This is a genomic window from Azospirillum endophyticum (assembly GCF_016595245.1).
In the GTDB taxonomy this organism is placed as follows: domain Bacteria; phylum Pseudomonadota; class Alphaproteobacteria; order Azospirillales; family Azospirillaceae; genus Azospirillum; species Azospirillum endophyticum.
The window spans coordinates 96,936-121,831 of the sequence record NZ_JAENHM010000008.1; the positions used below are offsets into that span (position 1 = coordinate 96,936).

24 protein-coding genes are annotated in these 24,896 nt (G+C 69.0%); 12 read left to right on the plus strand and 12 right to left on the minus strand.

Annotated elements, in window-relative coordinates:
• Positions 1 to 23 precede the first annotated feature (23 nt).
• On the minus strand, positions 24 to 965 hold the full coding sequence (locus JHL17_RS03195) for a solute carrier family 35 transporter (protein WP_200190604.1): 942 nt from the start codon (positions 963 to 965) through the stop codon (positions 24 to 26).
• A 206-nt stretch (positions 966 to 1,171) separates the two neighbouring features.
• Here JHL17_RS03195 and JHL17_RS03200 point away from each other — a divergent pair, with 206 nt between their 5' ends.
• The 3 genes from JHL17_RS03200 (at position 1,172) to JHL17_RS03210 (ending at position 2,972) form a co-directional block, all read left to right on the plus strand.
• Positions 1,172 to 1,750 carry a hypothetical protein gene (locus tag JHL17_RS03200; protein WP_200190605.1) on the plus strand — a complete coding sequence of 193 codons (579 nt, stop codon included), beginning with the start codon at positions 1,172 to 1,174 and terminating at the stop codon, positions 1,748 to 1,750.
• Positions 1,751 to 1,836: 86 nt separating this feature from the next.
• On the plus strand, positions 1,837 to 2,022 hold the full coding sequence (locus JHL17_RS03205; RefSeq protein ID WP_200190606.1) for a hypothetical protein: 186 nt from the start codon (positions 1,837 to 1,839) through the stop codon (positions 2,020 to 2,022).
• A gap of 158 nt (positions 2,023 to 2,180) precedes the next feature.
• Positions 2,181 to 2,972: a cold-shock protein gene (locus JHL17_RS03210; protein WP_200190607.1), complete on the plus strand. Its 792-nt coding sequence runs from the start codon at positions 2,181 to 2,183 to the stop codon at positions 2,970 to 2,972.
• Between the two features lie 41 nt (positions 2,973 to 3,013).
• Here the strand turns inward: JHL17_RS03210 and JHL17_RS03215 are convergent, their stop codons facing one another.
• From JHL17_RS03215 to JHL17_RS03225, 3 genes are all read right to left on the minus strand, one after another.
• Positions 3,014 to 3,280, minus strand: coding sequence for a DUF2934 domain-containing protein (locus JHL17_RS03215; RefSeq protein ID WP_200190608.1), 267 nt, complete (start codon positions 3,278 to 3,280; stop codon positions 3,014 to 3,016).
• 36 nt (positions 3,281 to 3,316) lie between these two features.
• Positions 3,317 to 3,751 carry a CBS domain-containing protein gene (locus tag JHL17_RS03220; RefSeq protein WP_200190609.1) on the minus strand — a complete coding sequence of 145 codons (435 nt, stop codon included), beginning with the start codon at positions 3,749 to 3,751 and terminating at the stop codon, positions 3,317 to 3,319.
• Between the two features lie 126 nt (positions 3,752 to 3,877).
• Entirely contained in the window at positions 3,878 to 4,549 is a 672-nt protein-coding gene (locus tag JHL17_RS03225; RefSeq protein ID WP_200190610.1) for an NnrU family protein, read from the minus strand.
• A 150-nt stretch (positions 4,550 to 4,699) separates the two neighbouring features.
• On the opposite strand from JHL17_RS03225, the gene JHL17_RS03230 reads away from it, so the two are divergent.
• The 3 genes from JHL17_RS03230 (at position 4,700) to JHL17_RS03240 (ending at position 6,853) form a co-directional block, all read left to right on the plus strand.
• Positions 4,700 to 5,353 (plus strand): DedA family protein, encoded by a 654-nt coding sequence (locus JHL17_RS03230; RefSeq protein WP_200190611.1) that lies wholly within the window; start codon positions 4,700 to 4,702, stop codon positions 5,351 to 5,353.
• A gap of 136 nt (positions 5,354 to 5,489) precedes the next feature.
• The gene (locus JHL17_RS03235) at positions 5,490 to 6,086 is read left to right on the plus strand and encodes a DUF4398 domain-containing protein (protein WP_200190612.1); all 597 of its coding nucleotides are present in this window, start codon (positions 5,490 to 5,492) and stop codon (positions 6,084 to 6,086) included.
• Positions 6,083 to 6,853: an OmpA family protein gene (locus tag JHL17_RS03240; RefSeq protein WP_200190613.1), complete on the plus strand. Its 771-nt coding sequence runs from the start codon at positions 6,083 to 6,085 to the stop codon at positions 6,851 to 6,853. The genes JHL17_RS03235 and JHL17_RS03240 overlap by 4 nt, the downstream gene beginning before the upstream one ends.
• 37 nt (positions 6,854 to 6,890) lie before the next feature.
• On the opposite strand, the gene JHL17_RS03245 is transcribed toward JHL17_RS03240, so the two are convergent.
• A complete protein-coding gene (locus JHL17_RS03245; RefSeq protein WP_345773742.1) occupies positions 6,891 to 8,450 on the minus strand; it encodes a phospholipase D-like domain-containing protein in 1,560 nt (519 codons plus the stop codon).
• A gap of 440 nt (positions 8,451 to 8,890) precedes the next feature.
• Between JHL17_RS03245 and JHL17_RS03250 the strand changes: the two genes are divergently transcribed.
• Complete coding sequence (locus JHL17_RS03250) at positions 8,891 to 9,307, plus strand: hypothetical protein (protein ID WP_200190615.1); 417 nt, start codon at positions 8,891 to 8,893, stop codon at positions 9,305 to 9,307.
• A gap of 335 nt (positions 9,308 to 9,642) precedes the next feature.
• On the opposite strand, the gene JHL17_RS03255 is transcribed toward JHL17_RS03250, so the two are convergent.
• Together JHL17_RS03255 and JHL17_RS03260 are read right to left on the minus strand one after the other, a co-directional pair.
• Positions 9,643 to 10,392 carry a gamma-glutamyl-gamma-aminobutyrate hydrolase family protein gene (locus JHL17_RS03255; RefSeq protein WP_200190616.1) on the minus strand — a complete coding sequence of 250 codons (750 nt, stop codon included), beginning with the start codon at positions 10,390 to 10,392 and terminating at the stop codon, positions 9,643 to 9,645.
• 10 nt (positions 10,393 to 10,402) lie between these two features.
• Positions 10,403 to 11,437: an amidoligase family protein gene (locus JHL17_RS03260; RefSeq protein WP_200190617.1), complete on the minus strand. Its 1,035-nt coding sequence runs from the start codon at positions 11,435 to 11,437 to the stop codon at positions 10,403 to 10,405.
• Positions 11,438 to 11,816: 379 nt separating this feature from the next.
• Between JHL17_RS03260 and JHL17_RS03265 the strand changes: the two genes are divergently transcribed.
• Positions 11,817 to 14,999, plus strand: coding sequence for a PAS domain-containing protein (locus JHL17_RS03265; RefSeq protein ID WP_200190618.1), 3,183 nt, complete (start codon positions 11,817 to 11,819; stop codon positions 14,997 to 14,999).
• Between the two features lie 51 nt (positions 15,000 to 15,050).
• On the opposite strand, the gene JHL17_RS37945 is transcribed toward JHL17_RS03265, so the two are convergent.
• The 4 genes from JHL17_RS37945 to JHL17_RS03285 all read right to left on the minus strand — a co-directional run bounded on the left by JHL17_RS37945 (position 15,051) and on the right by JHL17_RS03285 (position 21,545).
• On the minus strand, positions 15,051 to 15,275 hold the full coding sequence (locus JHL17_RS37945) for an ImmA/IrrE family metallo-endopeptidase (RefSeq protein WP_200190619.1): 225 nt from the start codon (positions 15,273 to 15,275) through the stop codon (positions 15,051 to 15,053).
• A 5-nt stretch (positions 15,276 to 15,280) separates the two neighbouring features.
• Complete coding sequence (locus JHL17_RS03275) at positions 15,281 to 16,834, minus strand: Fic family protein (RefSeq protein WP_200190620.1); 1,554 nt, start codon at positions 16,832 to 16,834, stop codon at positions 15,281 to 15,283.
• A gap of 563 nt (positions 16,835 to 17,397) precedes the next feature.
• Positions 17,398 to 20,088 carry an aconitate hydratase AcnA gene (gene acnA, locus JHL17_RS03280; RefSeq protein ID WP_200190621.1) on the minus strand — a complete coding sequence of 897 codons (2,691 nt, stop codon included), beginning with the start codon at positions 20,086 to 20,088 and terminating at the stop codon, positions 17,398 to 17,400.
• Positions 20,089 to 20,477: 389 nt separating this feature from the next.
• Entirely contained in the window at positions 20,478 to 21,545 is a 1,068-nt protein-coding gene (locus tag JHL17_RS03285; RefSeq protein ID WP_200190622.1) for a methyltransferase, read from the minus strand.
• A gap of 257 nt (positions 21,546 to 21,802) precedes the next feature.
• Between JHL17_RS03285 and JHL17_RS03290 the strand changes: the two genes are divergently transcribed.
• From JHL17_RS03290 to JHL17_RS03305, 4 genes are all read left to right on the plus strand, one after another.
• Positions 21,803 to 22,405 carry an NUDIX domain-containing protein gene (locus JHL17_RS03290; protein WP_200190623.1) on the plus strand — a complete coding sequence of 201 codons (603 nt, stop codon included), beginning with the start codon at positions 21,803 to 21,805 and terminating at the stop codon, positions 22,403 to 22,405.
• Positions 22,406 to 22,442: 37 nt separating this feature from the next.
• Positions 22,443 to 23,072 (plus strand): 3'-5' exonuclease, encoded by a 630-nt coding sequence (locus JHL17_RS03295; RefSeq protein ID WP_200190624.1) that lies wholly within the window; start codon positions 22,443 to 22,445, stop codon positions 23,070 to 23,072.
• A 79-nt stretch (positions 23,073 to 23,151) separates the two neighbouring features.
• Positions 23,152 to 23,436, plus strand: a complete 285-nt coding sequence (locus JHL17_RS03300; RefSeq protein ID WP_200190625.1) for a YciI family protein — start codon at positions 23,152 to 23,154, stop codon at positions 23,434 to 23,436.
• A 17-nt stretch (positions 23,437 to 23,453) separates the two neighbouring features.
• Positions 23,454 to 23,873 carry an EVE domain-containing protein gene (locus JHL17_RS03305; protein WP_200190626.1) on the plus strand — a complete coding sequence of 140 codons (420 nt, stop codon included), beginning with the start codon at positions 23,454 to 23,456 and terminating at the stop codon, positions 23,871 to 23,873.
• 103 nt (positions 23,874 to 23,976) lie between these two features.
• Here JHL17_RS03305 and JHL17_RS03310 read toward each other — a convergent pair whose 3' ends face one another.
• Entirely contained in the window at positions 23,977 to 24,783 is an 807-nt protein-coding gene (locus JHL17_RS03310; protein WP_200190666.1) for a class I SAM-dependent methyltransferase, read from the minus strand.
• Positions 24,784 to 24,896 lie beyond the last annotated feature (113 nt).

Genomic DNA, 24,896 nt, shown 5'->3' on the forward strand with positions numbered 1-24,896 from the left:
AGAATTTTCTGACCGCGTATGAGTCATCGGTTGACGATCAGGGCGACGCCGGCCACGGCGACCGCGGCCCCCGCCCAGGCGCCCAGCGACGGGCGCTGGCCGGTCAACAGCCACATCATCGGCAGGATCAGGACCGGGCTCAGCGCCGACAGGGTGGCGACCACACCGGCATTGCCGTGGGCCAGACCGACCAGCAGCAGCGTCATCCCCAGCCCGACGCCCAGCAGCCCGTTGCCGGCGATCAGCATGAGCAGCTTCGGCGTGAGGCCGCGCGGCAGCAGCAGCCCGCTAAGGGATTGGCCGCCGAGGGATTGGCCGCCCGCCATCGCCGATTTGCCGCCGCGGACGGCCGACAGGATGCCGATCGCCGTGAACATCAGCGCCGCCGTGGTGACCCGCACGGCGGCCGAGGCGATCGGGTCGGCGCCCGCCGCCATCACCGGCTTGGCGACGATGGAGCCGGCGGCCTGTCCGACCGCCGCCAGCAGGCAGACCGATACGCCGGCCAGCAGGCTGCCCTGGATCGCCTCCCAGCTGTGGGTGGAGCCGGACCGCAGCGCCACCGCCAGCATCACCCCCAGCGTCACCAGCGCCACCCCCAGGACGGTCCAGGGCCCCAGCGCCTCGCCCAGCAGGGCGTAGGCGAGCAGGGCGGTCAGCGGCGCATTGGCGGCGTAGATCACCACGTTGCGGCGCGGTCCCAGCCGGCTGAGCGACCAGAACAGAGCCATATCCCCCACAACGATCCCCAGCAGGCCCGACAGGGCCAGCGTCAGCGCCGCACCCGCATCCAGCGTCTGCCAGCCGCCCATCAGGGTGGTGACGACCAGCAATGCCGCGGCGACGATGGTCAGGCGCACGCGGTTGAAGGCGATGGAGCCGAGCACCCGCACCGGCCCGATGGCGATCAGGCCGCCCGCGGCCCAGCACAGCGCCGCGCCCAGCGCGGCCATGTTGGCGATCATGATGGAACTGCCATGATGGAGCTGCGGACCGTCGGTTGAGGATGGGGAGCCGCACTCTACAGTCGCCGCCCGCTGCCTGCGAAATGAGCAAGATGCATGGCCGGGCCGATCTTCCGGTCGTCCGCCGGAACCGTGGCCCGCCCTTGCCGTTGATTCAATCGGAACACGCCTCCTGTGGCATAGCCGATTCGAGGAGCACGCGACCGATGCGGACAGATTTCACGAGGCTTGGCCCCGTCGCCGTCGCCATGGCGGCCGGGCTTTTCGCGACCCAGCCGGCGGCGGCCCAGACGGGAGGAGCGGCCCAGGCGGGTTGCGCCGCGATGGTGGAGCAGTTCGCCGCCGATCGCGGGCTGTCGACCGAACCGCCGCCCGTCGCGGTTCCCGGCACCGGCGCGCCCGGCCTGTCCGGATCCTCGCCGCGCGACGAGCTGGGGTCCGGCAGCGGCGCGGGCAGCGAGCGGCTGGCGCAGTCCGGCGGCATGGTGGCGCCGCCCGCCGTCGGCGACAGGTCGGTGGTCGAACCGCCCGCCATCGGCAGCAACATGCCGACCGCCCCCTCGGTCGGCCCGCAGGCCAATTCGCGCACCGCGCCGGATGTCGGGCCGGGGGGCTCCGGCGGGGGCGACGGGCTGATGGGGCAGGCGGCGCGCAATGCCCAGGTCGAATCGCTGGTCACCGCTGCCCGCAGCGCCGCGCGCGACGGCGACGAGACGCGCTGCATGACCAGCCTGGACGATGCCCGCCGCCTGTCGCGGACGGCACCCGGCGGCCATGGCGGCTGATGCCGACGGCGGATCGGGTTGCGGCTGACGCAGCCGGATACGGCCTGTCGAAATTCCCGGATTCCTGAACTCTCAAGGAGCGATGCATGAGCCTCAGCCTTGGACCCTTTCCGCCGGCACCGCCGCGGGAGCCGTTCGTGCCCGACGATTCGATGCCGGTGCCCGGAGATCCGGCACGCCCGCCGCTGGGGGAACCGCCGGGACCCATTCCCGTTCCCCCGCGCGAACCGCCGCCGACGCCCGACCGGCTGATGGACAGGCTGATGGGCTGACGGCATTTCGTACGATTTCACCGCCCGCCCGGCGTATTCGGAGCGGTCCCGACTTGCCAAGTGCGGCCGGACGGGCGATGTGTCAGGGGTTGGCGTCCACCGGTCCGCAGATGGACCGGTCTGGGCGCCGCTTCTGTTCGCCGGAGTTCGGGTTTCCCATGCACAATCAGCCGCCCCGCAGCCACGTCTATCGTCAGCCCAACGTCGTCGCCACCCAGGTGACGGCCACCGTGAAATGGTTCAGCCCCGAACGCGGCTATGGCTTCGTCAAGGTCGGGGACAGCGGCAAGGACGCCCTGTTGCCGGCCTCCCTGGTCGTTCCCGCCGGCCACACCACCCTGCCGGACGGCGCCACCGTCGTCGTCGACCTCGTCGAGGACCGAAAAGGCCAGCAGGTCAGTGTCCTGCATTCCGTCGACCTTTCCACCGCCGCCCCGGCCCGTCCCCAGGCGGGCGGGCGTGGCTTCGGTGACCGCGGCGGGGATCGGGGCGGCGACCGCGGTGGAGACCGTGGGTTCGGCGCGCGCCGCGATGCCGGCGGCCCGCGCGACCGCAGCTTCAGCGAACGCAATTTCGCGGATCGTGGCGGCGACCGCGGCGGTTTCCAGGGCCGCGGCTTCCAGGATCGGGGCCAGGATCGGGGCCGCGGCCCGGACCGTGGTTCCCAGGATCGTCAGGACCGCGGCTTCCAGGATCGGAGCCAGGATCGGGGTCCTCGCGGTCCGCAGGCGAGCGGCCCGACCAGCGAGATGGGCGCAACGGTGAAGTGGTTCAACGGCGGCAAGGGCTACGGCTTCGCCCAGCCCGACGATGGCGGACGGGACGTCTTCATTCCGGCCCGCGCGCTGGAAAGCGCCGGCCTGCGCGGCCTGGATGACGGGCAGCGCGTGCGCATGACCGTCCGCCAGACCGAGAAGGGTATGGAAGCGGTCAGCCTCAAGGTGGAATGACCGCGTCTCCCGCTGGACGGCTCCGGTTCGACCGCGGTCGTTCAGCCGTCCGACGGGACCGATGACTGGCCCAGATGTTCCGCCGCTTCCCGCTGGTTGCGGGCGGCGGCGTCATCCGGAACGGCCAGCCCGGCGTCCGGGCTGTTGACGCGGGGGCCCCCGGAATTGCGGCGGTCCTCGTCCTCGATCTCGCCGACGGCCTGCGCCCAATGGTCGAGATGGCGGTCGTCGGGCCGCCCCTCCTGTTCCCAAAGCCGATAGGCCCGTTCACGGACCCGCGGGTCGTCTGCATCCGGTGTGTGTTCCATGATGGTCGGTTCCCGATTCGTGGAGGGTGCCGGCGGTCAGGTCCGGTCCGGCTGGGATGGGGTAGAAATCCGTTCGAGCGCGTCCTGAACCGCGCGGTCGTTCTTGGCGTCGGTGGCAAGGTCGCCCAGCGAGACGATGCCGGTCAGCCGGTCGTTGCGGTCCACCACCGGCACCCGCCGGACCTGCTGGCCGGCCATCAGCTCGGTCACGCTGCCCACCGGGTCGTCCTCGTAGCAATAGCGCGGGTTGGCGGTCATCACCTCCGCCACCTTGCAGCGGTCGGGCAGCTTTCCGGCGGAGATCGCCCGGATGGTGATGTCGCGGTCGGTCACCACGCCGACCAGATCGCGCCCGTCGCAGACGGGCAGGATGCCGACGTTCAACTGGTCCATCAATTGCGCGGCCCGGCGGATGCTGTCGTCGGGCCGTACCGTCTGCACGTCGCGGGTCATGATCTCGCGGATTTTCATTCGGTGGCTTCCTGGCACGGTTGCAGGGGGCACAGTCGCGGAGGGCTCGCTGGCTGTGGGCATGCTTGCGATGGGGCGCGGTACTCCCGTCCCATGCTCAACAGATGCACCGGTCCTCCGTCCCGCTCAACCTACCCAGTAGAGAGGATCCACCCCGAAGAGCAGGGGATGCAGCATCAGCATGCCGCCATAGGCGGCGAGCCCGCCGGCCAGCCGCGCCGGTCCCATCTCCGCCAGCCCGCGCAGCGCGCCCCGCGGACCCTGCGGCCCGATCAGCGGAAGAAGCGAGGTTTCGTTCCGGAAGGCGCGTCCGGCGGGGCTGCGGCGCAGCACGATCTCGTTCTTCACCAGCGCGAACAGGGCGATCGCCGCCATGGTGCCGAACAGCAGCACGCGGCGCCCGTCGCCGGTGGCGTTCAGATGCGCGCAGGCCCACAGCAGCAGCGCCAGACTGCCCGGCGCGCGGGTCAGGCGGTAGACGCCGCGGGGCGGGTTGGGCTCGCCCTGGCTGCCGAACCGGGTGGTGATGCGGGCGACCAGCAGCAGGAAGACGATCGGCATCACCACGGCCACCAGCGGGGCCGCCCAGGCGAAGGGGGTGAACACGACGTCCCCGCCGTCGGCGGCGCGGTAAGCCAGCACGAACAGGGCCAGCGTCGCCAGAGAACCGACGGAATGGAGGGTCGCGAAGCCGCCGCGGCCGAGCCGGGCGATCAGGGCTGGCCGCAATCCCGGCCAGGACGGCAGGGCATGGCTGAGGAACAGCAGGGCGGCGGAGAGGGCGAGGGATGCTGTCATGGTGGGGGTATTCGACCGTAAACGAACGACCCGCGCCTTGACTCGCGTCAAGAGGGATCAAGGACAAGAAGAGCAGGACCGCGGGAACGCCCGCAAGCTCCCTGCGGTTCACGCTATGAGGCCCGTTCATTCCCGAAGCTTGTGGACGCAATGACCGAGTGGATCATCCAGATCGTGCAGCAGTTCGGCTATCTCGGCATCTTCCTGATGCTGATCCTGGCCCGCGTGCTGCCGCCGGTGCCGGCGGAGACGGTGATCCCGCTCGCCGGGATGGGAGCCGCGACGGGGGAATTCAACCTGTTGCTGGTGGCGCTGGCCGCCGGGCTCGGATCCGCGGTCGGGGAGCTGGTCTGGTACCTGCCGGCCCATTGGATGGGGCGCGAGCGGTTCGAGGCCTTCCTGCGCCGCCACGGCCATTGGTTGACCGTCAAGCCGGAGCAGGTCCACCGCGCCACCGAATGGTTCGCCCGGCGCGGCGGCGTCGCCGTGTTGCTGTGCCAGCCGCTGCCGGGACTGCGCACGCTGATCTCCGTTCCCGCCGGGGCCTGCGGGCTGCCGATGGGGGTGTTCCTGCTCTATGCCGCCGCCGGGGCGGCGTTGTGGTCGCTGGTGCTGGCCGGAACCGGCTATCTGGTGCGGGTGGGGTTTCCCTGGATCGCCGACTGGATGGTGCCGGGGGCGCTGGTTCTGTTCATCGTCCTGCTGGCCACCTATGTGCTGCGGCTGGTCCGCCACCGCCGCGACACCCGCCGCGCGGCCCGTAGTAAGATTTCAGGTGGCGGAATTTCGCGCGGCGGCGGCTGAGCGCGGGCGGAACCTTCGCCCCGGCTGGTGCGTTTGAGGCGCGAGACATCCCCGGAAGGACATCGCCGGAGGGCGATGTCCTTCCGGCCAGATCACGGTTTCCGGCATGACGCCCGATCCGAAAGGAACCGATCCGATGACCCGCAAATCCGCAACGACGATCCGGTGGCGAGCCGCCGCCGTGCTGTCGGCGGCGCTCGGCATGGCCGCCTGCGCCTCCGACGTCCCGCCGCCCACCGCCCAGCTCGGTGCCGCCTCGCAGGCGGTGCAGGAGGCCGAACGCGCCAACGCCCTGCAATACGCCCCGGTGGCGCTGCAGAACGCCCGCGACAAGCTGGCCTCCGCCGACAAGGCCATGCGCGCCGATGAGCGCACCCGCGCCCGCCGTCTCGCCGAGGAGGCCCGTGTCGACGCCGAACTGGCGACGGTGACCTCGCAGCGGGCGGTGACGCAGCAGGCCGCCACCGCGGTGGCCAAGTCCGCCATCCCCAGCAAGCCGCAGTCGGCCGCCGCGCCGAACGTGGCGCCGGTCTATAGCGGGTCGTCCCTGGGTGCGCCGTCGCCCAGCGGATCGAGCTATGGCGGGTCCAACTTGAGCGGGTCCAACGTGAGCGGCTCCAGCTACGGGGCGCCGGCCGCCGTTCCGCCCGCCCCCGCCGGCTCTCTCGGCATGATCGGCGGCACCAGCGGCGGCAACAGCTGGGGCTACAGCTATCCGGAGGTCCGTCAATGACCGCGTTCGCTTCCCGCACCATCCTGGTGCTGGCCGGGCTGGGCCTCGGGCTCGCCGGCTGCGCCACCCAGCCGACCGACAGCGCCGCCCTGACCCAGGCGCGCCAGGATTACAGCCTCGCCGCCGCGAACCCGCAGGTCGCCGGCAACGCCCCGCTGCAGCTGCGCGATGCCGAGACGGCGTTGCGCCGCGCCGAGGCGATGCGCGACCAGGGCGCCGATGCCGCCGAGGTCGACCACCAGGCCTACATCGTCAGCCGCCGGGTGCAGATCGCCCAGGAGACGGCCGGGGTGAAGGGCGCGCAGAACGTCGTCGCCAACGCCGACACCTACCGCCTCCAGGCCCGCAACAGCGAACTGGAGCAGCAGCTCCGCGACCTGCAGGCGCAGCGGACCGAGCGCGGGCTGGTCATGACGCTGGGCGACATCCTGTTCGCCACCGGCCGCGCGGAGCTGACCCCCGGCGCCTACGAGCGGATCGACCGGCTCGCCCAGTTCCTGCAGGCGCAGCCCGGCCGCACCATCCGGATCGAGGGCCACACCGACAACACCGGCAGCGACACCACCAACCTGCGCCTGTCGGAAGCCCGCGCCAACACCGTCCGCGACGCCCTGACCGCCCGCGGCGTTTCGCCGTCGCGCATCGTCACCCAAGGCATGGGCGAGGCGCAGCCCGTCGCCAGCAACAGCAACGACGCCGGCCGCCAGCAGAACCGGCGCGTCGAGATCGTCATCTCCGACGACGGCAGGGTGGCGGAGACGCGATAAGCAGTTTTCGTTCTCCGCGCCGCCCCCCGCAGGACCGTCAGTCCTGCGGGGGGCGTTCCTTTGCGTGCGTCGCCCGAACCAGGCTCCAGGCCCCCGTCGCCAGCCCGACCGTCAGCAGGGCGGCGGCCGCGGCACGGAGCGCGGAACGCGGCGGCGACGGCAGACGCTTCCACGGTGCCCAGGCCTCGCCCGGATCATTCGGGTCGGCGATGCGCAGGGCGGCGAAGGCCTGTTCGGTCAGGTTGGGATCGCCGACGGGCAGTTCCATCAGCCGGCGGCCGGACGGCCGGCACAGCCGGTCGATGGCGGCGACGACGCTGCCGGTCTCATGGATTTCCGCCTCCAGCCGGGTCTGGTCGATGCCCATATGTTCGGCCAGCAGGCGGTTGCGCACGCCGGTGATGGCGTCGGCCGCAAGGATGCGTTCCGTCCCGTCCTCCTGCGGCGCCTCGATGGTCAGGTCGCATTCGGTGTCGTAGCCCATCGACCGGTTGTTCAGGTTGGACGAACCGATGCGCAGCAGCCGGCCGTCGATCGCCACCACCTTGGAATGGACGATCACCGGTCCGCCCCGGTCCGTCACCGGGGTCATCGCGCGCAGCCGGCCGTGGCGGTCGGCATCGCGGAGGCGGCGCAATGCCACCGAGCGCGGCGTGTCCATCGCCATGCGGTCGAACCAGCTCGGGCTCTCCATCGATACCACCAGCACCACCTCCGGCCCGTCGGGCTCGGCCAACCGGCGGGCCAGCGCCTCGGCGACGCGGGCCGAGGCGAAATACTGGTTTTCCAGATAGATGATATGCTCCGCCGCGGCGATGGCGGCGAAGGTCAGCGCCTCGCTTTCGCGGATCGCCGGACGATTTCCGGTCGCCGGCACGGTGCGGGATATGCCGATCCGCGCCTCGGTCAGCACCGGACGGGTGCAGTCGGGCAGCGGGCAATCCGGCCAGGGATCCTGGCCGGGCTGGTCCTGATCCAGGGGCGGGCAGGGCTCCAGCACTTCGCCGGTGGCGCGGCGCCAGCGGTCCCGCGCCAATTCGGACAGGGCGCGGGCGGCCTCGCCGTCGACCATCATCATCACGTCGTGGCGCGGGGCGTAGGGCTCGCCGTTGGGGCAGCGGCGGCGCGGATCGTCGTCGCGATGCTCCGAGGTGTCCCAGCGGTCGAAGGAGAAATCGATCCCGCCGCAGAAGGCCAGCGCATCGTCGATCACCAGAAGCTTCTGGTGCTGGGCGGCGCCGATCGGCAACTCGCCGTCCAGCCGGGCCTCCAGCCGGCGGCCGGTGTTGCGGTTCCAGCGCTCCAGCGGTTCGTGCGGGTGGTCCAGCGCGATGGGAAAGGGCATGTCCCATTTCAGTGCCCGCACATGCAGACCGGGGCGTGAGCGCATCAGCCGGGCGAGGAAGCGGCCCAGCGTTTCCGGGCTGCCGGGGTCGAGGCGCATGCGCGGGTCGATGTCCCAGCCGACCAGCAGGATCGAATGCCGCGCCCTCTCCATCGCCGCCCGGGCGGCGACGAAATAGTCGGCGCCGTCGACCAGCACCGCAACCCGACCGGCCCGCTCCGTCCGCCAGCAGGTGAGGCCGGGGCGAAGCACAGGGCCGGAAGTCCCGATGGGGCTGGAGGAACCGGAGGGCATCGGAAGTATGCCGGGATGATCGGCGCCGGAATGATGGGCAGCATCCTGGGAGGCGTCGGGCACGGCTGGAACCCTCTTCGAAAACGCGTCGGGAGATTTTTCGCGGACCATCCGCCTCGCGGCTTGAACCCCATGCTGCGCGTGTTGTTCCCGCATCCCCGGTTGGGCGTCGGGGGCTCGCCGAAGGAACCCGGCGGACGCGTTTTTGCCCCTCTTTTACCGGCGTTTTCCAAAAAAAACACAGGCGGCGACCGAGATCATACCCGGATTGCCCTGTTCTAAACCCATGAAAGACAAAGACGCCCTGGCCGGACGCCGATTGCGGCTCCAAACACGGCGTCCGTCTCGTTCCAAAGACGCCCAAATGCGAGGCGTTGCCACCATGAAGGAGTTCGAGGATGCGTAACCTGATGATCGGTGCTGTTTCGGCAGTTCTCCTGATGGCCGCCCCGGCCATGGCCCAGACCGCTCAGCAAGCCAATCCCGGGGCCGTCAAGGGCAGCGGCGCATACACCACCGCCCCGAGCAGCAGCACCAATGTCGGACCGGATGGCATCGTACACACCCCGCCCGGCGCCACCACGTCGCCGTCGGCAGGCTCGACGGGCGGCGGTACCGGTACGTCCGGTTCGAGCGGCACCACCGGCACCATGTCGGGTTCCTCGACCTCGCCGGTGCCGGGTGTGACCACCGCGCCGTCGGGCATGGGCAACAACACCGGCAGCAACGTCCCGCGCGACAACCAGACCGCCACCGGTACCCACTGCCCGCCGGGCACCCCGAACTGCGGCCCGGACAACGGCGGCAGCCAGTAATCTTTCCGTCCTGGCTAAGCAGGTTTGTCCGGATCGGGCCACAGATGGCCCGGCCCGGACAAACCTGCGGACTCTATAATTTTGCAGGATTTCCGAGCCCGCCCATCTGTGGGCGGAGTTCGGAAATCCTGCGTAGCCGCCGCGGGCGCCCCGGAGCCATCCCTCCGGCGGCGCCCGCGTCGTTTCGGCATCCTTTTCGCGCCGTGACGGAGGCGGAGGAAAAAGCCGGGAGCGGAAAAAGGCTTGCAAAACGAAGGGGCGGGGCGATGGTTCGCCCACGCTCCTGCGGGTGACGTCGGAAAACGGACCTGCGCCGGCGGCGCGAATGGATGCGGTCAGCCGGATGCCCGGACCGACCCGCGGGCCGGGGGCGGGGCTTCCGCGTAATCGTCCATCGGGGCGGTGCCGGCGGCGGTGGCGACCAGATGGCGGAACAGGGCCTGCTGCCGGCTGTCGGCGACCAGATATTCCGGATGCCACTGCACGCCGATCAGGAAGGGTTCCTGGGGCGCCTCGATGCCCTGGACGATGCCGGCGCGCTCGCGGGCGACGACGCGCAACCCGTCGCCGACGCGATCCACCGACTGGTGGTGCAGGGCGTTCACCCGGCACTCGCCGATGCCGAGGATGCGGTAGAGCCGGCTGTCCGGTTCGATCCGGATGCGCTTGCGCGGCAGGACGGTGCGCATGTGCGGCGCTTCCTCGTACACCTCGTGGATGTCGACGTGGAGCGACCCGCCGCGATGGACGTTGATCATCTGCGAACCGCGGCAGATGCCGAGCACCGGCAGCCCGATCTTCGCCGCGCAATCGAGCGCCCGCATTTCCAGCCGGTCGCGTTCGGGATCGATGCGGATCTGCGGGCGGGCGGATTCGCCGTACAGCGAGGCGTCGATGTCGTCGCCGCCGCCGACGACCAGCGCGTCCAGCCGGTCGATGGGGAAGAGCGCATCGGCGGTGATGCGGACCGACGAGGCGCCGGCCCGCCACAGAGCCAGCCGGTTGGCCATGGCGGCGATGCGGCTGCCATGGATCGAGGCGGTGATGCCGACCAGCGGCCGGGACCTGCCGACGATGGCTGCCATGACGAATTCCTCAGACGGCCTGACGGGCGGAGCCGTCGGCGGCCCCGCCGTCCCCGGCATCGATTTGGCCGGCCTCTCCATGAATCCCCGGATTCGCCGCCAGCACGGCGTCGATGCGCTCGGCCCAGCCTTCCAGCCGCTGCGCCTCGGCCGCCCGGCGATACTCGGTGCCGAGCCCGTCCAGCAAGGCGCGGTCGGCGGCCAGCCGCTCCACCGCCACCCAGCGGTTCCAATCGGCGGCGAGCGACCAGCCGGGATCGCTCAGCCGCGCGTTGGGCAGCCGGTAATGGAAGGTCGGCCGCGGGCGGACATGCGGGTCCTTCATTGCCGCGGCCAGCCGGTCGCGGTCGAGATGGGCGAACAGCGGAAACAGGTCCAGTTCGCGGTTGCGGGTCGGGTTGTCGGCCAGATAATCGTCGATCAGCCCGCCGAGGTCGGGGCGGTAGCCGGGGTCGACCACCTTGGCGGCATAGGGTGTCGGAAAGGCGGCGATGAAGCCCGACAGGCGCCGGGTGAGGTCGACGCGGATTTCCCGCCGCAGCCAGGGGGCCAGAAGCAGGAAGGCCTTCAGCGTGTCCAGCACGTACTCGCCGTCGGTCCGCGCCACCTCGGGATTGAAGTGCAGGCCGAAGGCGAAGAGCGGGCTGGCCTCCGTTCCGGCGGCGCCCAGCGCGCGCAGGCAGGCGACCATTTCCTCCAGTTCCGGCATCTGCTCCACCGTCACCGGCGGTGCCGCGATCTCGAACGGCATCACCAGGCTGCCGATGTTGCCCCATAGCGGCCGCAAGGGGTCCAGCATCGCCGTTCCTCCCTTGCCGCTATGGGCGGACCGCATGTCCAGTTCCACCGTGAAGTCGCCGAGCCGGGTGCCCGTCACCAGGCAGCGGTGCGGGTTCTCGACGGTGACGCTGCCCCCGAACAGCCGCTGCACGCAGGCCGCGGCGGACGGCGCGTCCAGATCGGCGAATTCGAGTTCCACCCCCACGCGGCGCGGCGTGCCCTGGGAGGTGGTGCGGAGCGGGGGGGTGAGGAAGGATCTGGTCATTGTCGGCCTTCAGCAGCGCAAGCCTTCAACAGGCCATCCCGCACCCTGTTCCCTCGCCATCGCCAAGGGAAAGATTTCGGGTTCGGAAGACGTCGTGGACCATCGCAAGGCTTGGGAAGAAGCTTGTCGCGAAGGCTTACCCCTTTTGAAGCCACCGTCCGATCGAGGTATATTCCAGTTGTTGATGTAAATACGGTTCGAATGTCGGAGATTCAGGAGGCGTCGACCATCTTTCGTTCATGTCCTTCCACCTGTGCGGGGTCGCTGTTTTCTAAATTAACCGGCGCTTAACCATAAGTGCGTTAGCGATAGGCATGCGGAACGGTGGGACATCTGGTGCTCCATCCGGTCTGCTTCCCGGAGGAGCCTCGTCTACGCCATGACCCTTCTGGCACGCCTCTTCATCCTGGTTCTGCTCGCGGTCCTGCCGGCGATCGGCATCCAGATCTACAGCGTGCTCGAACAACGGGCGGAGCGCGAGGCGGAGGTGACGCTCCAGGCCGAACGGCTCCTGCGCCTGGTGGAGGGAGAGCATTTCCGTATCATCGACAGCGCCCGCCTGATGGTGACGGCGCTGAGCGAGTCCCGGTTCCTGCGCCGGGGCGAGATCGACAACTGCCAATCCTATCTGGAGCGGCTGGCGGCCCGCTCGGTCGACTACCGCACCCTGTCGATCAGCGACGCCGAGGGCCGCATCCTGTGCAGCGCCGACCCGGCGCGCATCGGTGCTTCGCTGGCCGTCCAGCCGCATTTCCGCCGGGCGATGAGCCAGGGGCGCTTTGCCGTCGGCGAATGGACGGTCAGCCATTCCGGTGACGTCGGCGGCGAATTGCCGGTCGCCGCTCCCTATGTCGACAGCGAAGGCCGGCGGGCCGGCGTGGTCGCCGTGTCGCTGGACGTGCCGCGTTTGACCGCCATGTTCGCCGCCCGCCCGATGCCGGAGAACACGACCCTGACCGTCGCCGACCGGTCCGGCACCATCCTGGTCAAGCTGGGCACCCCGGGCCGGGCCGGCGAACGGCTGCCGGACAGCTATCTGGCGCTGCTGTCGGAGCGGGAGACGGGTGTCGCCATGCTGCCCGGGCTGGATGGTGTGTCGCGCATCCTGGCCTATTCCCCGCCGTCCGCCGGCATCCGCGACCTGTTCATCAGCGTCGGCGTCGACCGCGGCGCCGCCATGGGGGTGGTGGACCGCGCCACCCGCGACGGGTTGCTGATGACCTTGTCCGGCTTCCTGGTCGCCGCCGCCGCCGCCTGGATCGGCGGCACCCTGTTCATCCGCCGCCCGGTCGATGCGCTGGTCCGCGCCGCCCGCGACTGGAGCGAGGGCAAGACCGCCACCCGGGTCAAGCTGTCCGACCGCTCGTCGGAGATCGGCCAGCTCGGCCACGCCTTCGACATGATGGCCGGGCGGCTGGAGGCGCGCGAAGCGGCGTTGCGCCAATCGGAGAGCCATATCCGCGCCGTCCTGGACGCCCTGCCGGCCTATGTCGGCGTGCTGACGCCGGACGGGGCGGTGGCCCAGGTCAACCGCGCCGCCGCCGATGCCGCCGGCTTGCCGCCCGCCCGCATCATCGGCCGTCCCTTCGACGAAATCTGCTGGCTGTCCTTCGACGATGCCGGGCGCGAGCGGCTGCGCCAGGCTCTGGCGCTGGGGGCCGGCGGCCGTTCCTCCCGCTTCGACGCCGGGCTGCGGCTGTCGGCGGGCAGGGATGCGGCGCCGCGGGAAATGACGGTGGACGTCAACCTGACGCCGATGGTCGATGCGGACGGCCATGTCACCCACCTGATCGCGACCGGTATCGACATCACCGAACGCAAGCGCACCGAGGAGGCGCTGCGCGTCGCCGAGGAACGCGTGCGCACCGGCCTGCGCAATTCCGGCGTGGTGGTCTTCAACCAGGATCGTGACCTGCGCTACACGTGGTCGCATTCGGAGTGGCTCGGCTTCTCCCCCGACGGGCTGATCGGCCGTACCGACGCCGACCTGTTCGACCAGCGTGAGGATGCCGACGGAATGATGGCGCTGAAGCGCCGCGTCCTGGACAGCGGCATCGGCGCGCGCGAAGAGGTGCGCATCCGCTGCAAGGGCGAGGAGCGCTTCTTCGACCTGACCGTCGACCCGTTGCGCGACCCGTCCGGCCGGGTGGAGGGCGTCACCTGCGCCGCCGTCGACGTCACCGACCGCAAAAAGGCCGAGGCCGAGCTGCACCGTGCGCGGGAGGAGGCCGACCAGGCCAACGACGGCAAGTCGAAGTTCCTCGCCGCCGCCAGCCACGACCTGCGCCAGCCGGTCCAGTCGCTCTATCTCTTCACCGCGGCGCTGAGCGACCGGTTGCAGGGCCATTCGGCGCTGCCGATCCTCGACAACATCCGCCAGGGGCTGGATACGCTGAAGAGCCTGCTGGACGGGCTGCTGGACATGTCGCGGCTGGAATCCGGCAAGATCGTCGCCGCTCCGGTCGAGGTGCGGCTGAACCAGCTGCTCGGCCGGCTGGTCGCCGAATACGGCCCGCGCGCCGCCCAGAAGGGGCTGGAACTGCGCGCCGTGCCGACCCGCGTCTGGGTCCGCACCGATCCTGCCCATCTGGAGCGCATCCTGCGCAATCTCGTCGAGAACGCGCTGCGCTATACCGCCAAGGGCAAGGTGCTGCTGGGCTGCCGCCGGACGCCGTCGGGCATGCGGGTGGAGGTGTGGGACACCGGCAGCGGCATCCCCGCCGACCGGCTGGAGGACATCTTCGAGGAGTTCACCCAGCTGGGCGAACGCAGCGAACGCGGCCTCGGCCTGGGGCTGGCCATCGTCAAGCGCCTGTCGCGGCTGCTCGGCCATCCGGTGACGGTGCGCTCGTGGGAGGGCAAGGGTTCGGTCTTCTCGGTCGAGTTGCCGCGGGTGATCCTGGGCACCCCGCGTGCCGCCAACGGCACCGCCGCCGCGGCGGCGACCCTGGCGCGCCGTTCCGCCGCCAACGATGCGGCCGACAGTGCCGCCAACGACCGCGGGCAGGCGATCAGCGCCATCGCCAACGCCTTCGGCGGCGGCCGGACCGGCGGCCGAAGCGGCGGCGGGGCGGCGAAGACGATACCCGCTCCGGTCGCCGCCCCTCCGGTCGCCGCCCCTCCGGTCGCTATGCCGGCAACGGTTGGGGCCGGGTCCGCAGCCGCATCCGGAGCGGCCGCGTCCGGAACAGCCAAGGGCATGGTGCTGGTGATCGACGACGAGGCGATCATCCTGCTTGGCCTCAAAGCGATCCTGGAGGGTTGGGGCTACGACGTGCTGACCGCCAAGTCGGGCGACCAGGCGCTGGAGCGGCTGCGCGCCGACGGCCGCTGCCCGCAGATCGTGCTGGCCGACTACCAGCTCCAGCAGGGCCGCACCGGTCCGGAAGCGGTGAGCGCCGTCCAGACCATGCTGGGCCAGACCGTTCCCGGCATCATCCTGACCGGCGACACCAACCCCGAACGGCAGGAGGAGGCCGAACGCCGCGGCTTCCGCCTCCTGCACAAGCCGGTCTTCCCCAACGACCTCCGTCGCATGATGGCGAGCGCCGGGGCGGCGTGAGGAAAGAGGGCGCAGTTTTTGCCCACAGAGAAGATGTCCGAAGTTAATGTTTCATATCAATGCGTTATGTGCGCCTAAGCAGGCAGGAGCAGATCTTGCGGCGAATGCATTGGCTTCGGTTTCGTGGCGCCCTCCGCGTCCGTAGGGGATGTGGCCGAGGATCCAGTGGCCGATCTCGTGGGCGATCGAGAATCTCTTCCGCGAACTTCCGTCGGAGCGGCGGGGTCCGGACGCATCTGGGCTGCCCGTGAGATAGCGCAGGCGTCTACTGCACATCGATCTTACGGTTGTAGCTGGCTGATTGAGTCAGTGCTGCTCGAACACCGCACGCGCTCGGCGATGAAGTCGGTGAAGGGGCGCAGGTCTATGTCGATGCTCGCCCGATCAAGGGACTCCAGGTACGTGGCCCGGTCCTCGTGCCTGATGATCGTCCACGGATAGCCGCCCGACGCCAGCATGGCGTTCATTAAGAAGCGCGCTGATCGGCCGTTCCCATCCGGGAACGGGTGGATGAAGCCGATCATCCAGTGCCCCAGCACCGCTCGCACCGCCGGCTCCGGCTCCTCGCGCAGCAACGCGAACAGTCCCTCCATCGCGTCGCGCAGCGACTCAGCGCGTGGCGGGATATAGCGTGACGTGCGTAGGTATGCCGGTCCCGACCGGTAGCCCGCCATCGCGGTCACGGGCACGGCGCCGGCGGCGATGCCCGGTTGGAGCATTTCACGGTACCAGACCCGCAGTCCCTGTTCGCACAGTGCCGCCGCGTTGCCGCCGGCAAGAATCCTGTCCACCGTCTCCTTGACCGCCTGGAACGCCTGCCAGTAGCCCCGCGCCGCTAGGGCGTTGGCGTCCTTGCGGTCGCGCTCGTTGCCTTTCGGGTCCCAACCTCCGAAGCGCACGCGCTCAATCAGATCGGGCGTGACCCGGTAGCCTTCGATGGACAGTGAGTGGTAGGCGTCGCTGACATAGATCTCGTCGATGCGTTCCAGGTATGCCGTGGGATCGGCCGGCAGGCCTGGAGGCGCCGGGAACCGCTCCAACACCACCGAACGCGCCGCCCCCCACATCGTGCGCAGGCGCCCAACGATGGCCGGCTCGTTGCGCGTCGCCGCATTGACAGCTTTGCTGTTGAAGGGGTTGGTTTCGGTGACCCGGTACGTCGCTGCCGTCATGCCAGCCACGACCTCGTCCGCGATGTCGCCCCGGCCGATGTGACGGAAGGCGCCGGCCAGCCGCCCGGCGACGACCGAGTGGCCTCCCCCCAGCAGCAGCGCCAGCAACGGCGACGGATCGCGCACCGCCGAAAGGCAGACCTGTGCCTCGATAGGCGAGCGCGTGAAGAACGCCGGCGGCACCCGCACCAGCCCGGCCTCCAGCGAGAACAGCCGCAGGTCGTCGCGCATCACCAGCTCCGTTCTGGACGGCAGCGCCTTTTCCTTGAAGTCGTAAAGCGACGTGCCAAACAGCAGTGACACGTTGTTGTTCGATCCTCTGGACGAGTAGATGAGCACCTGCGTCGGAACGACCGTGTTCTCCGCATGGAGCATCAATGACTGTTCAGCTCCGAGGTGCCAATCATCGCCGAACCGCGTCTCGCAGTAGCGCGCGCAGAACTCGCACAGGGACGCAAACCAAGGGGTGCTGTCCCCGGGCCGTCCGTCCGGGTCGGCGCAGATCAGCCAGCCGCGCATCACCTCTTGCAGGAAGCGCTGCTGGAGCAGCCGCGCGCGATGCACGCGCGTCAACTCGTCGGAGCGGAACACCCGCCGTCCGTCCTGCTGCAGCTTCTGCAACTCCGTCAGGGAAGCCGCCAGCCTCTCGTTCGGTGTTGCCAATGCCCCCTCCATCCGGCGCGGCTTGTGATCATTTTTAGTATATGGCGCGCCACTGAATTTAGTGCCAAGCGCTTCTCAATTCTTAGTCTTTAGCGCTTCACGATAGTTAGTGCGAGCATCAATCTGGCACATAAACAGCTGATATAAAGAGAATTTTTGCGCGCAGAGAGATGCTTCTTCGGGGGCTGAGACAGTGTTTTTGATGTTCCGTCGCGGGCCGAGCTGCAAGTTCGAAGCGCGCGGCGGGGGCGGGGATTAAAGCTGGACTCCGCTGGATCGCCAAGCCGGCGCGAGCCGTTCGCAGGCTCGACACCGTGCCCGCCTGTTGCCATCCTTGTCGTGTTGACGATCGCGGAGGCGACGATGATCCCCTGCCCAGCCTGAGAGCTCCCTCTTTTGCCCGAGGATGTCATCGGACTCTTGCGGGCGACGGAGTCCTTAGCGCAGATCGTCCCCCGACGGAGGGCGGCATGCACGAGCTCCGGAAAATCCAGGTCCGTCAAAGCAAAAGGGCCGCTCCCCCCCGGGAAGCGGCCCTTTCGCTTATCCGAACTCACACAGCCTTACTTGGCCAGGTTCCGCAGGACGAAGTTCAGCACGCCGCCGTTCCTGTAATACTCCACCTCTTCCAGCGTATCGATGCGCAGCAGGAGCGGGTAGGTCTCGACCTTACCGTCGGCGCGGGTCAGGGTCAGGGTGACGTCCTTGCGCGGACGCAGATCCTGCTCGATGCCGGCGATGTCGAAGCGTTCCGACCCGTCCAGCTTCAGGTCGGCGCGGGTGACGCCGTCCTTGAACTGCAGGGGCAGGATGCCCATGCCGACGAGGTTGGAGCGATGGATGCGCTCGAAGCTCTCGGCGACCACCGCGCGGATGCCCAGCAGCCGGGTGCCCTTCGCCGCCCAGTCGCGGCTCGAGCCCGTGCCGTACTCCTTGCCGGCGACCACCACCAGCGGCACGCCCTCGTCGGCGTAGCGCATGGCGGCGGTGTAGATCGGCAGCCGTTCGCCCGACGGGTAGTGCTTGGTCTCGCCGCCTTCGACGCCGGGGATCAGCTCGTTGCGGATGCGGATGTTGGCGAAGGTGCCGCGCATCATGACTTCATGGTTGCCGCGGCGGGCGCCGTAGCTGTTGAAGTCCTGCGGGCGGACCTGATAGCTCAGCAGATACTCGCCGGCCGGGCTGGTCTTCTTGATCGAGCCGGCGGGCGAGATGTGGTCGGTGGTGATGGAATCGCCCAGCACCGCCAGCGCCCGTGCGCCCCGCACGTCCGACACCGGATCCGGCGTCTTGGTCAGGCCGCTGAAGAAGGGCGGCAGCTTCACATAGGTCGATCCCTCCTGCCATTGGTAGGTCTGGCCCTCCGCCGTGGCGATCGCCTGCCATTGCTCCGGTCCCTTGAAGACGTCGGAATAGCGGCTGCGGAACATCTCGGCGGTCAGCGAGGCGTCGATGGTGTCCTGGACCTCGCGGTTGCTCGGCCAGATGTCCTTCAGATAGACCGGCTGGCCGTCGGTGCCGGTGCCCAGCGGATCGGTGGCCAGGTCGATGTTCAGGTTGCCGGCCAGCGCATAGGCGACGCAGAGCGGCGGCGAGGCCAGATAGTTGGCGCGGGTGTGCGGGTTGACGCGGCCCTCGAAGTTGCGGTTGCCCGACAGCACGGCGCCGACGACGAGGTTGCCCTCCTCCACCGCCGCGGCGATCGGTTCCGGCAGCGGGCCGGAATTGCCGATGCAGGTGGTGCAGCCATAGCCGACGATGTTGAAGCCGATGCGGTCCAGATAGGGCTGCAGCCCGGCCTTGGCGAGATAGTCGGTCACCACCTGGCTGCCGGGGGCGAGCGAGGTCTTGACCCACGGCTTCTGCTTCAGTCCCTTTTCCACCGCCTTCTTGGCCAGGAGGCCGGCGGCGACCAGAACCGCCGGGTTGGAGGTGTTGGTGCACGACGTGATGGCGGCGATGACGACGGCGCCCTGTTCCAGGCTGTAGTCGGCGCCCTTCACCGCGACCGCCTTCTTGGGATCCTCGGCCTTGTAGGCGTCGGTCATGTCCTTGGCGAAGCCTTGCGCCACGCCCGACAACGGTACGCGGTCCTGCGGACGCTTCGGCCCGGCCAGCGACGGCTCCACCGTGCCCATGTCCAGTTCCAGCACGTCGGTGAAGACCGGGTCGGGGCTGTTCGGCTCGCGCCACATGCCCTGGGCCTTGGCGTAGGCCTCGACCAGAGCCACGCGGTCGGGATCGCGGCCGGTGAAGGTCAGATAGCGGATGGTCTCGGCGTCGATGGGGAAGATGCCGCAGGTGGCGCCGTATTCCGGCGCCATGTTGCCGATGGTGGCGCGGTCGGGCAGCGTCATGCTGTCCAGGCCCGGTCCGAAGAACTCGACGAACTTGCCGACCACGCCCTTCTTGCGCAGCATCTGGGTGACGGTCAGCACCAGATCGGTGGCGGTCATGCCTTCCTTCAGCCGGCCGGTCAGCTTGAAGCCGACGACCTCCGGGATCAGCATCGAGATCGGCTGGCCCAGCATCGCCGCCTCGGCCTCGATGCCGCCGACGCCCCAGCCCAGCACGGACAGGCCGTTGACCATGGTGGTGTGGCTGTCGGTGCCGACCAGCGTGTCGGGATAGGCCACCGGCTTGCCCGACGGGTCGCCGTCGGTCCACACCACCTGGGCCAGATATTCGGTGTTGACCTGATGGCAGATGCCGGTGCCCGGCGGCACGACGCGGAAATTGTCGAAGGCCTTCTGGCCCCAGCGCAGGAAGGCGTAGCGTTCCAGGTTGCGTTCGAACTCCAGCTCGACGTTCTTCTGGAAGGCGTCGTTGCCGCCGAAATAATCGACCATCACCGAATGGTCGATGACGAGGTCGACCGGCACCAGCGGGTTGATCTTGGTCGGGTCGCCGCCCAGCGACGCCATCGCCTCGCGCATCGCCGCCAGGTCGCAGACCGCCGGCACGCCGGTGAAGTCCTGCATCAGCACGCGCGCCGGGCGATAGGCGATTTCACGGTCGGACCGCTTGTCGACCAGCCACTGGGCCACCGCCTTCACGTCGTCGACGGAGACGGTGCGCCCGTCCTCGAAGCGCAGCAGGTTTTCCAGCAGCACCTTCATGGAGAAAGGCAGCCGCGACAGATCGCCGAGGCCCGCCTCCTCGGCGGCCTTCAGGCTGAAATAGTCGTAGCTCTTGCCGCCCGCGCTGAGCGAGCGGCGGGTCTTGAGCGAGTCCTGACCGGTGAAGGTGGTCACGGGAAGCCTCCTTAATTCTTGAATTGGGGCCTTTGGGTCGGGCGTGCGCCTTGGGCGGCGCTTGGGAGAGTGCTTCGGTTACGGTCCGGGTGACGACGGTCGAAAGGGCGATCGGCCAAAAGACCCGAGGGCCAAACGACCTGATGATCGTTCAAAAGACTGGGGCGGCCGCAGCGCTGCCCGCGCGTCATGCAGGCAAGATGTAGGTCGCAGCCCCGGTAGATCAAACGCATGGCTCGAAGAAAGCGGAAGCATGGGCATGGGGGCGGGACGACGCTCCGAGCTCGCCTGCAAGCCGGCCGCCGTTCAATCTCCGCCGATCATCCTATGCCGTCTCGGCGAATGCCTTCTTTACTCATATGAACATCAGAAGGCTCTGTGCGGGTACCTTATGCCGGCTTCATCGCCACGTAGCGGACGAAGCGCAGTCCGTTGCCCAGCACCCGCAGCCGTGCCCACCAAAGCGCCAATTCACGCTTCAACGCCGCCAGCACCGGCGCCGGCGGCGTCACGGCGGCGGCCAGCGTGTCGGCCAGCTTGCGCACCCGGTCGATGATGTGGCGGCGGTGCAGCCGTGTCAGATCCTCCGAGATGCGGAGGTCGAGGTTGCGCTGGGTCAACTCGTCGGCCATGCGGGTGGCGGTCCAGGGATAGACCTCCATCGGCTCCTCCTCCCGCCAGGCGTTCCAGCTGTCCCAGGAACCGGGAGTGCCGTCGATCACGTAATCGAACAGGGCGATGCCGCCCTTCGGCTTCACGCAGTCGCCGACGCGGTCGAGGAACAGGTCCTTGTCGCGCACGCGGTGGAGGATGCGGTCGGCCATGACGAGGTCGAAGCTGCCGGCCTGGTTGAAGTGTTCCGGATCGTAATGGGCGATCGGCGCCTTCTTCGACAGGCCGAGCTCCTTCGAGCGGTCCATCGCCAGCTTCGCCAGCAGCGGCGACGCCTCCAGACCGGTCACCCAGGTGTCGCAGCTTTCCACCAGCGCGCGGGCGGTACCGCCGAGCCCGGCCGACAGGTCGAGCACGCTCTTGGCCGGGTTCAGCCCGAAGGAGCGGACGGAGTCGACCATCCACGCCGCTTCTTCCGGCCCGGTCATGTCCCGGCCCCAGAGAAGCTGCGCCCCCTCGCTGCGGGCCGGCGACCAGACGGGTTCGCCGTGGCGGTCGAGCTGCATCAGCGCCAGGCGGTCCAGCTCCGGATTGCCGCCGGCCGCCGGGTCCGGCAGGGCCGGGTTGGATGAGGACGCCACGGCCGAGGCTGCCGGGATGGCGGCGGTGCCGACCATGTCGACGGGGCCGGACCGATGGCGGGCTGCCGAATTCCGCAGGGCAGACCGGTCTGAGACGCGGGGCAGGCGGGACAGGTCGTAGCCTTCCCACCAGGCGGCCAGACGGACACGCCAGTCGGGATTTCGCCACCGCTCCAAATCCTGTGGACTGATCTGCGGAGTCACGCGCCTGCCCTTTCCAGGTATGGGCGGACCGGCGACCTACCCCATTCTGGGTATGGTGTCGACGTCCAGCGCCGTAATTTAGAAGTAAGCAGCGCGAACTTGTCTGTCAAGAAACCATTATTTAACGATTTCGACTTCGTTTTCCTCAATTGTCGGTAAATTTTACCTTTTTTGTCTACACGCCTCCTGCGTGCGGGCGTTGCGGCGTCCCTGCCGCCTCCCTATACTCCGGACGCAACCGACGGAGGGGGCCTCGCGTGCCGATCGAAACCGGTGATCCCACCGGCAATCCCTGGACCGTGCTGACCAGCACGACGAAATACGAGAACGCCTGGATGGAGGTGGTCGAACACAAGGTTCTGACCCCGAAGGGCGCCCCGGGCATCTACGGCGTCGTCCATCCCCGCAGCCTCGCCACCGGCGTGGTGCCGATCCACGACGACGGCTCGGTGACGCTGGTCGGCCAGTACCGTTTTCCGCTGAAGCAATACAGCTGGGAAATCCCCGAAGGCGGCGGGCGCAAGGGCGTGGAGCCGCAGGAATCGGCGGCGCGCGAGCTGCGCGAGGAGACCGGCCTGACGGCGCGGCGCTGGATGCCGCTGATGAAGCTGCACCTGTCCAACTGCCTCACCGACGAGGTCGCCCATACCTTCGTCGCCTGGGGTTTGGAGCAGGGCGAGTCCGCCCCCGACGAAACCGAGGTGCTGGCGGTGCGCCGCGTGCCCTTCGCCGGGGTGATCGACATGGTGCTGGCCGGGGCCATCACCGACGCCATGGCGGTCGCCAGCCTGCTGAAGCTGCGGATCCTGGCGGCGGAAGAGGCGCTGCCCGAGGATCTCGCCGCCCTTCTCCGCCTCTGATCCGCCCGCATAGCGGACCTCCAGTCATCGGACCTTCATGACCGTCATCTCCGGCCACGCCGTCGCCATCGATTTCGAGACCGCCAACGAGACCCGCACCAGCGCCTGTTCCATTGGTGTCGCCTGGATCGAGAGCGGCCGCGTGGTTGCGACGGAGGAGCATCTGATCCGCCCGCGCGACCTGCGCTTCAACTCCTTCAACAGCGCCATTCACGGCATCCGGGAAGAGGACGTGGTCGGCGCCCCTGAATTTCCGGAGGTGTGGGCGACCTTGCGCGAGCGGGTGCAGGGCCGTCTGATCCTGGCCCACAATGCCGCCTTCGACATCAGCGTGCTGCGTCACACCCTGACCGATTATGGACTGGACTGGCCGGCCTGCGACTATCTCTGCACCGTCGTGATGGCGCGTCGTGCCTGGCCGGCGCTGACGGCGCACCGGCTGAACCATCTGGCCGATTTCCTGGGAATCGCGCTGGACCACCATCATGCCGGCAGCGATGCCGAGGCCTGCGGCCGCATCGCGCTGGCCGCGGCGGCGGAAATGGGGCTGTGCGGTTTCGGCGAGATCTCCCGCATCGGAATCAATCCGGGCCGCATCGCGCCCGGCGGCTACAGCCCCTGCAAGGGCGGCAAGGCGCCGCCGCGCCGCCCGCGCGTGGTGGCTTGACGGCAAACTTCAGCCGGTGCTTTCCCGCCGGCGGCCCCTGCGTTAGGCTCCCGCTCCATCCTACGGAGGAGAGGACCGCATGCTGTTCATGTTCCATTGCGTCGACAAGGCGGGTGCCGCCGAGATCCGCGGCGCCAACCGCGCCGAGCATTTGGCTTATCTGGAAGCCAACGCTGCCCGCATCTTCGCCGCCGGGCCGCTGCTGTCGGACGACCAGAGCGGCATGGTCGGCAGCCTGCTGATCGTCGAGTGCGCCGATGCCGCCGCCGCGCAGGAGTTCGCCGCCGGCGATCCCTATGCCAAGGCAGGCCTGTTCGACAGCGTGACGATCCGGCCGTGGCGCCGCGTCTACCCCAAAGCCTGAACGGGAGAGCGCCGGCGATGGCCTATTGGCTGCTGAAGTCCGAGCCGTTCAAATATTCCTGGGACCGCATGGTCGCCGACGGCCGGACCCATTGGGACGGGGTGCGCAACCACCAAGCGTCCAACAATCTGAAGGCGATGGAGGTGGGCGACCGCGCCTTCTTCTATCACTCCAACGAAGGGCTGGAGATCGTCGGCATCGTCGAGATCGTCCGCACCTATTACCCGGATCCCAGCGACGAGGCCGCCCGTTTCGGCATGGTCGACGTGGCGCCGGTGATGCCGGTGAAGACGCCGGTGACGCTGAAGCAGATCAAGGCCGACCCGCTGCTGCAGTCGATGGCCCTGGTCCGCCAGTCCCGCCTGTCGGTCTGCCCGGTTGCCGAGGATGAATGGGCGCGGGTCTGCGACCTCGCGGGAGTGGGCGTCCCGGCCTGAAGGATGGCGGAAATGGACGGGAAAGTGCGGAAAGCCGGCCGCCTCCCGTCGTTTCCGTGACCGGCCGTGCCTGCTCGACCACCCGCCCCCGGTCCGGGGGTGATCAGGCCGTGGCCGTGATGACGTGCGCCTGGATCTTGCCGTCGACCCGGCCGCTACCGAACCGCTGTGCGATGGCACGGGCGACATGGTCGGTCACCTCGTCGAGGCGGCTTGCGTCCCGCGCTTCGATCTCGTGCCGCAGAGGGGTTCCCTTGCAGAAGCCGGTTGCCGGTTCCGCGGCGGAGGCTGCCTGGCTGCGGAGCGTCACCGTCTCGATCGCGATCCGGTGGAAACCGGCCGCATGAAGATCATCGCCGATCCGGTCCTTGTCGTGATAGCCGTGAGGTGCGCGGGCCAGGAAGCCGGGAGGGTCGTCGGGGAAGGCGGCCGCGATGGCGGCGCCGACGACCGCGGTGATGTCGTTCTCCTCGAGGCGATCCCAGACGCTGAACAGGAACCGGCCACCCGGTTGCAAGACCCGGCGCGCTTCGGCGAAGCCGGCGGGCTTGTCCGGGAAGAACATCGCCCCGAACTGGCAGACGACCCCATCGAAGCTGGCATCGTCGAAGGGAAGGCTCAGCGCATCGGCCTGCCGCCACGTCACCCGGGGCGTGTCGAGACCGTCCATCGCGCGGTCGAGCATCGGCTGGCTGAGATCCGTCGCGACGATGGCGACATCGGCGGGAAGGGTTCGGGCGAGGACCCGCGTCACGATCCCGGTTCCGGCCGCCGTTTCGAGAAGCCGGCCCTGGAACCCCGCGAGACGTCCGGCCAGGTCGCGCGCGTAAGGCTCGAAGAGGAGCGGGCCGAGACAACGGTCGTAGAGCGCCGGAATCTCTCCCGCGAAGACTTTATCCGCCCCGGTCATGACGTCCACCCCGGCCAATCGCCCAAAGGCAAAGCCTAATCCTCGCCGATGGCGGACGCGACGGGGATTTGGGGAAGGAGGGCCGCCTTCCTGGGCGTAGCCTTCGACGAAAT

Bases quoted from the DNA above. Each gene is read 5' to 3' on its own strand.
- JHL17_RS03250 (WP_200190615.1), top strand. From the start codon at position 8,891: ATGCGTAACCTGATGATCGGTGCTGTTTCGGCAGTTCTCCTGATGGCC.
- JHL17_RS03260 (WP_200190617.1), bottom strand. From the start codon at position 11,437: ATGACCAGATCCTTCCTCACCCCCCCGCTCCGCACCACCTCCCAGGGC.
- JHL17_RS03230 (WP_200190611.1), top strand. From the start codon at position 4,700: ATGACCGAGTGGATCATCCAGATCGTGCAGCAGTTCGGCTATCTCGGC.
- JHL17_RS03235 (WP_200190612.1), top strand. From the start codon at position 5,490: ATGACCCGCAAATCCGCAACGACGATCCGGTGGCGAGCCGCCGCCGTG.
- JHL17_RS03220 (WP_200190609.1), bottom strand. From the start codon at position 3,751: ATGAAAATCCGCGAGATCATGACCCGCGACGTGCAGACGGTACGGCCC.
- JHL17_RS03310 (WP_200190666.1), bottom strand. From the start codon at position 24,783: ATGACCGGGGCGGATAAAGTCTTCGCGGGAGAGATTCCGGCGCTCTAC.
- JHL17_RS03255 (WP_200190616.1), bottom strand. From the start codon at position 10,392: ATGGCAGCCATCGTCGGCAGGTCCCGGCCGCTGGTCGGCATCACCGCC.
- JHL17_RS03215 (WP_200190608.1), bottom strand. From the start codon at position 3,280: ATGGAACACACACCGGATGCAGACGACCCGCGGGTCCGTGAACGGGCC.
- JHL17_RS03265 (WP_200190618.1), top strand. From the start codon at position 11,817: ATGACCCTTCTGGCACGCCTCTTCATCCTGGTTCTGCTCGCGGTCCTG.
- JHL17_RS37945 (WP_200190619.1), bottom strand. From the start codon at position 15,275: ATGTGCAGTAGACGCCTGCGCTATCTCACGGGCAGCCCAGATGCGTCC.
- JHL17_RS03295 (WP_200190624.1), top strand. From the start codon at position 22,443: ATGACCGTCATCTCCGGCCACGCCGTCGCCATCGATTTCGAGACCGCC.
- JHL17_RS03195 (WP_200190604.1), bottom strand. From the start codon at position 965: ATGATCGCCAACATGGCCGCGCTGGGCGCGGCGCTGTGCTGGGCCGCG.
- JHL17_RS03205 (WP_200190606.1), top strand. From the start codon at position 1,837: ATGAGCCTCAGCCTTGGACCCTTTCCGCCGGCACCGCCGCGGGAGCCG.
- JHL17_RS03305 (WP_200190626.1), top strand. From the start codon at position 23,454: ATGGCCTATTGGCTGCTGAAGTCCGAGCCGTTCAAATATTCCTGGGAC.
- JHL17_RS03240 (WP_200190613.1), top strand. From the start codon at position 6,083: ATGACCGCGTTCGCTTCCCGCACCATCCTGGTGCTGGCCGGGCTGGGC.
- JHL17_RS03200 (WP_200190605.1), top strand. From the start codon at position 1,172: ATGCGGACAGATTTCACGAGGCTTGGCCCCGTCGCCGTCGCCATGGCG.
- JHL17_RS03300 (WP_200190625.1), top strand. From the start codon at position 23,152: ATGCTGTTCATGTTCCATTGCGTCGACAAGGCGGGTGCCGCCGAGATC.
- JHL17_RS03225 (WP_200190610.1), bottom strand. From the start codon at position 4,549: ATGACAGCATCCCTCGCCCTCTCCGCCGCCCTGCTGTTCCTCAGCCAT.
- JHL17_RS03210 (WP_200190607.1), top strand. From the start codon at position 2,181: ATGCACAATCAGCCGCCCCGCAGCCACGTCTATCGTCAGCCCAACGTC.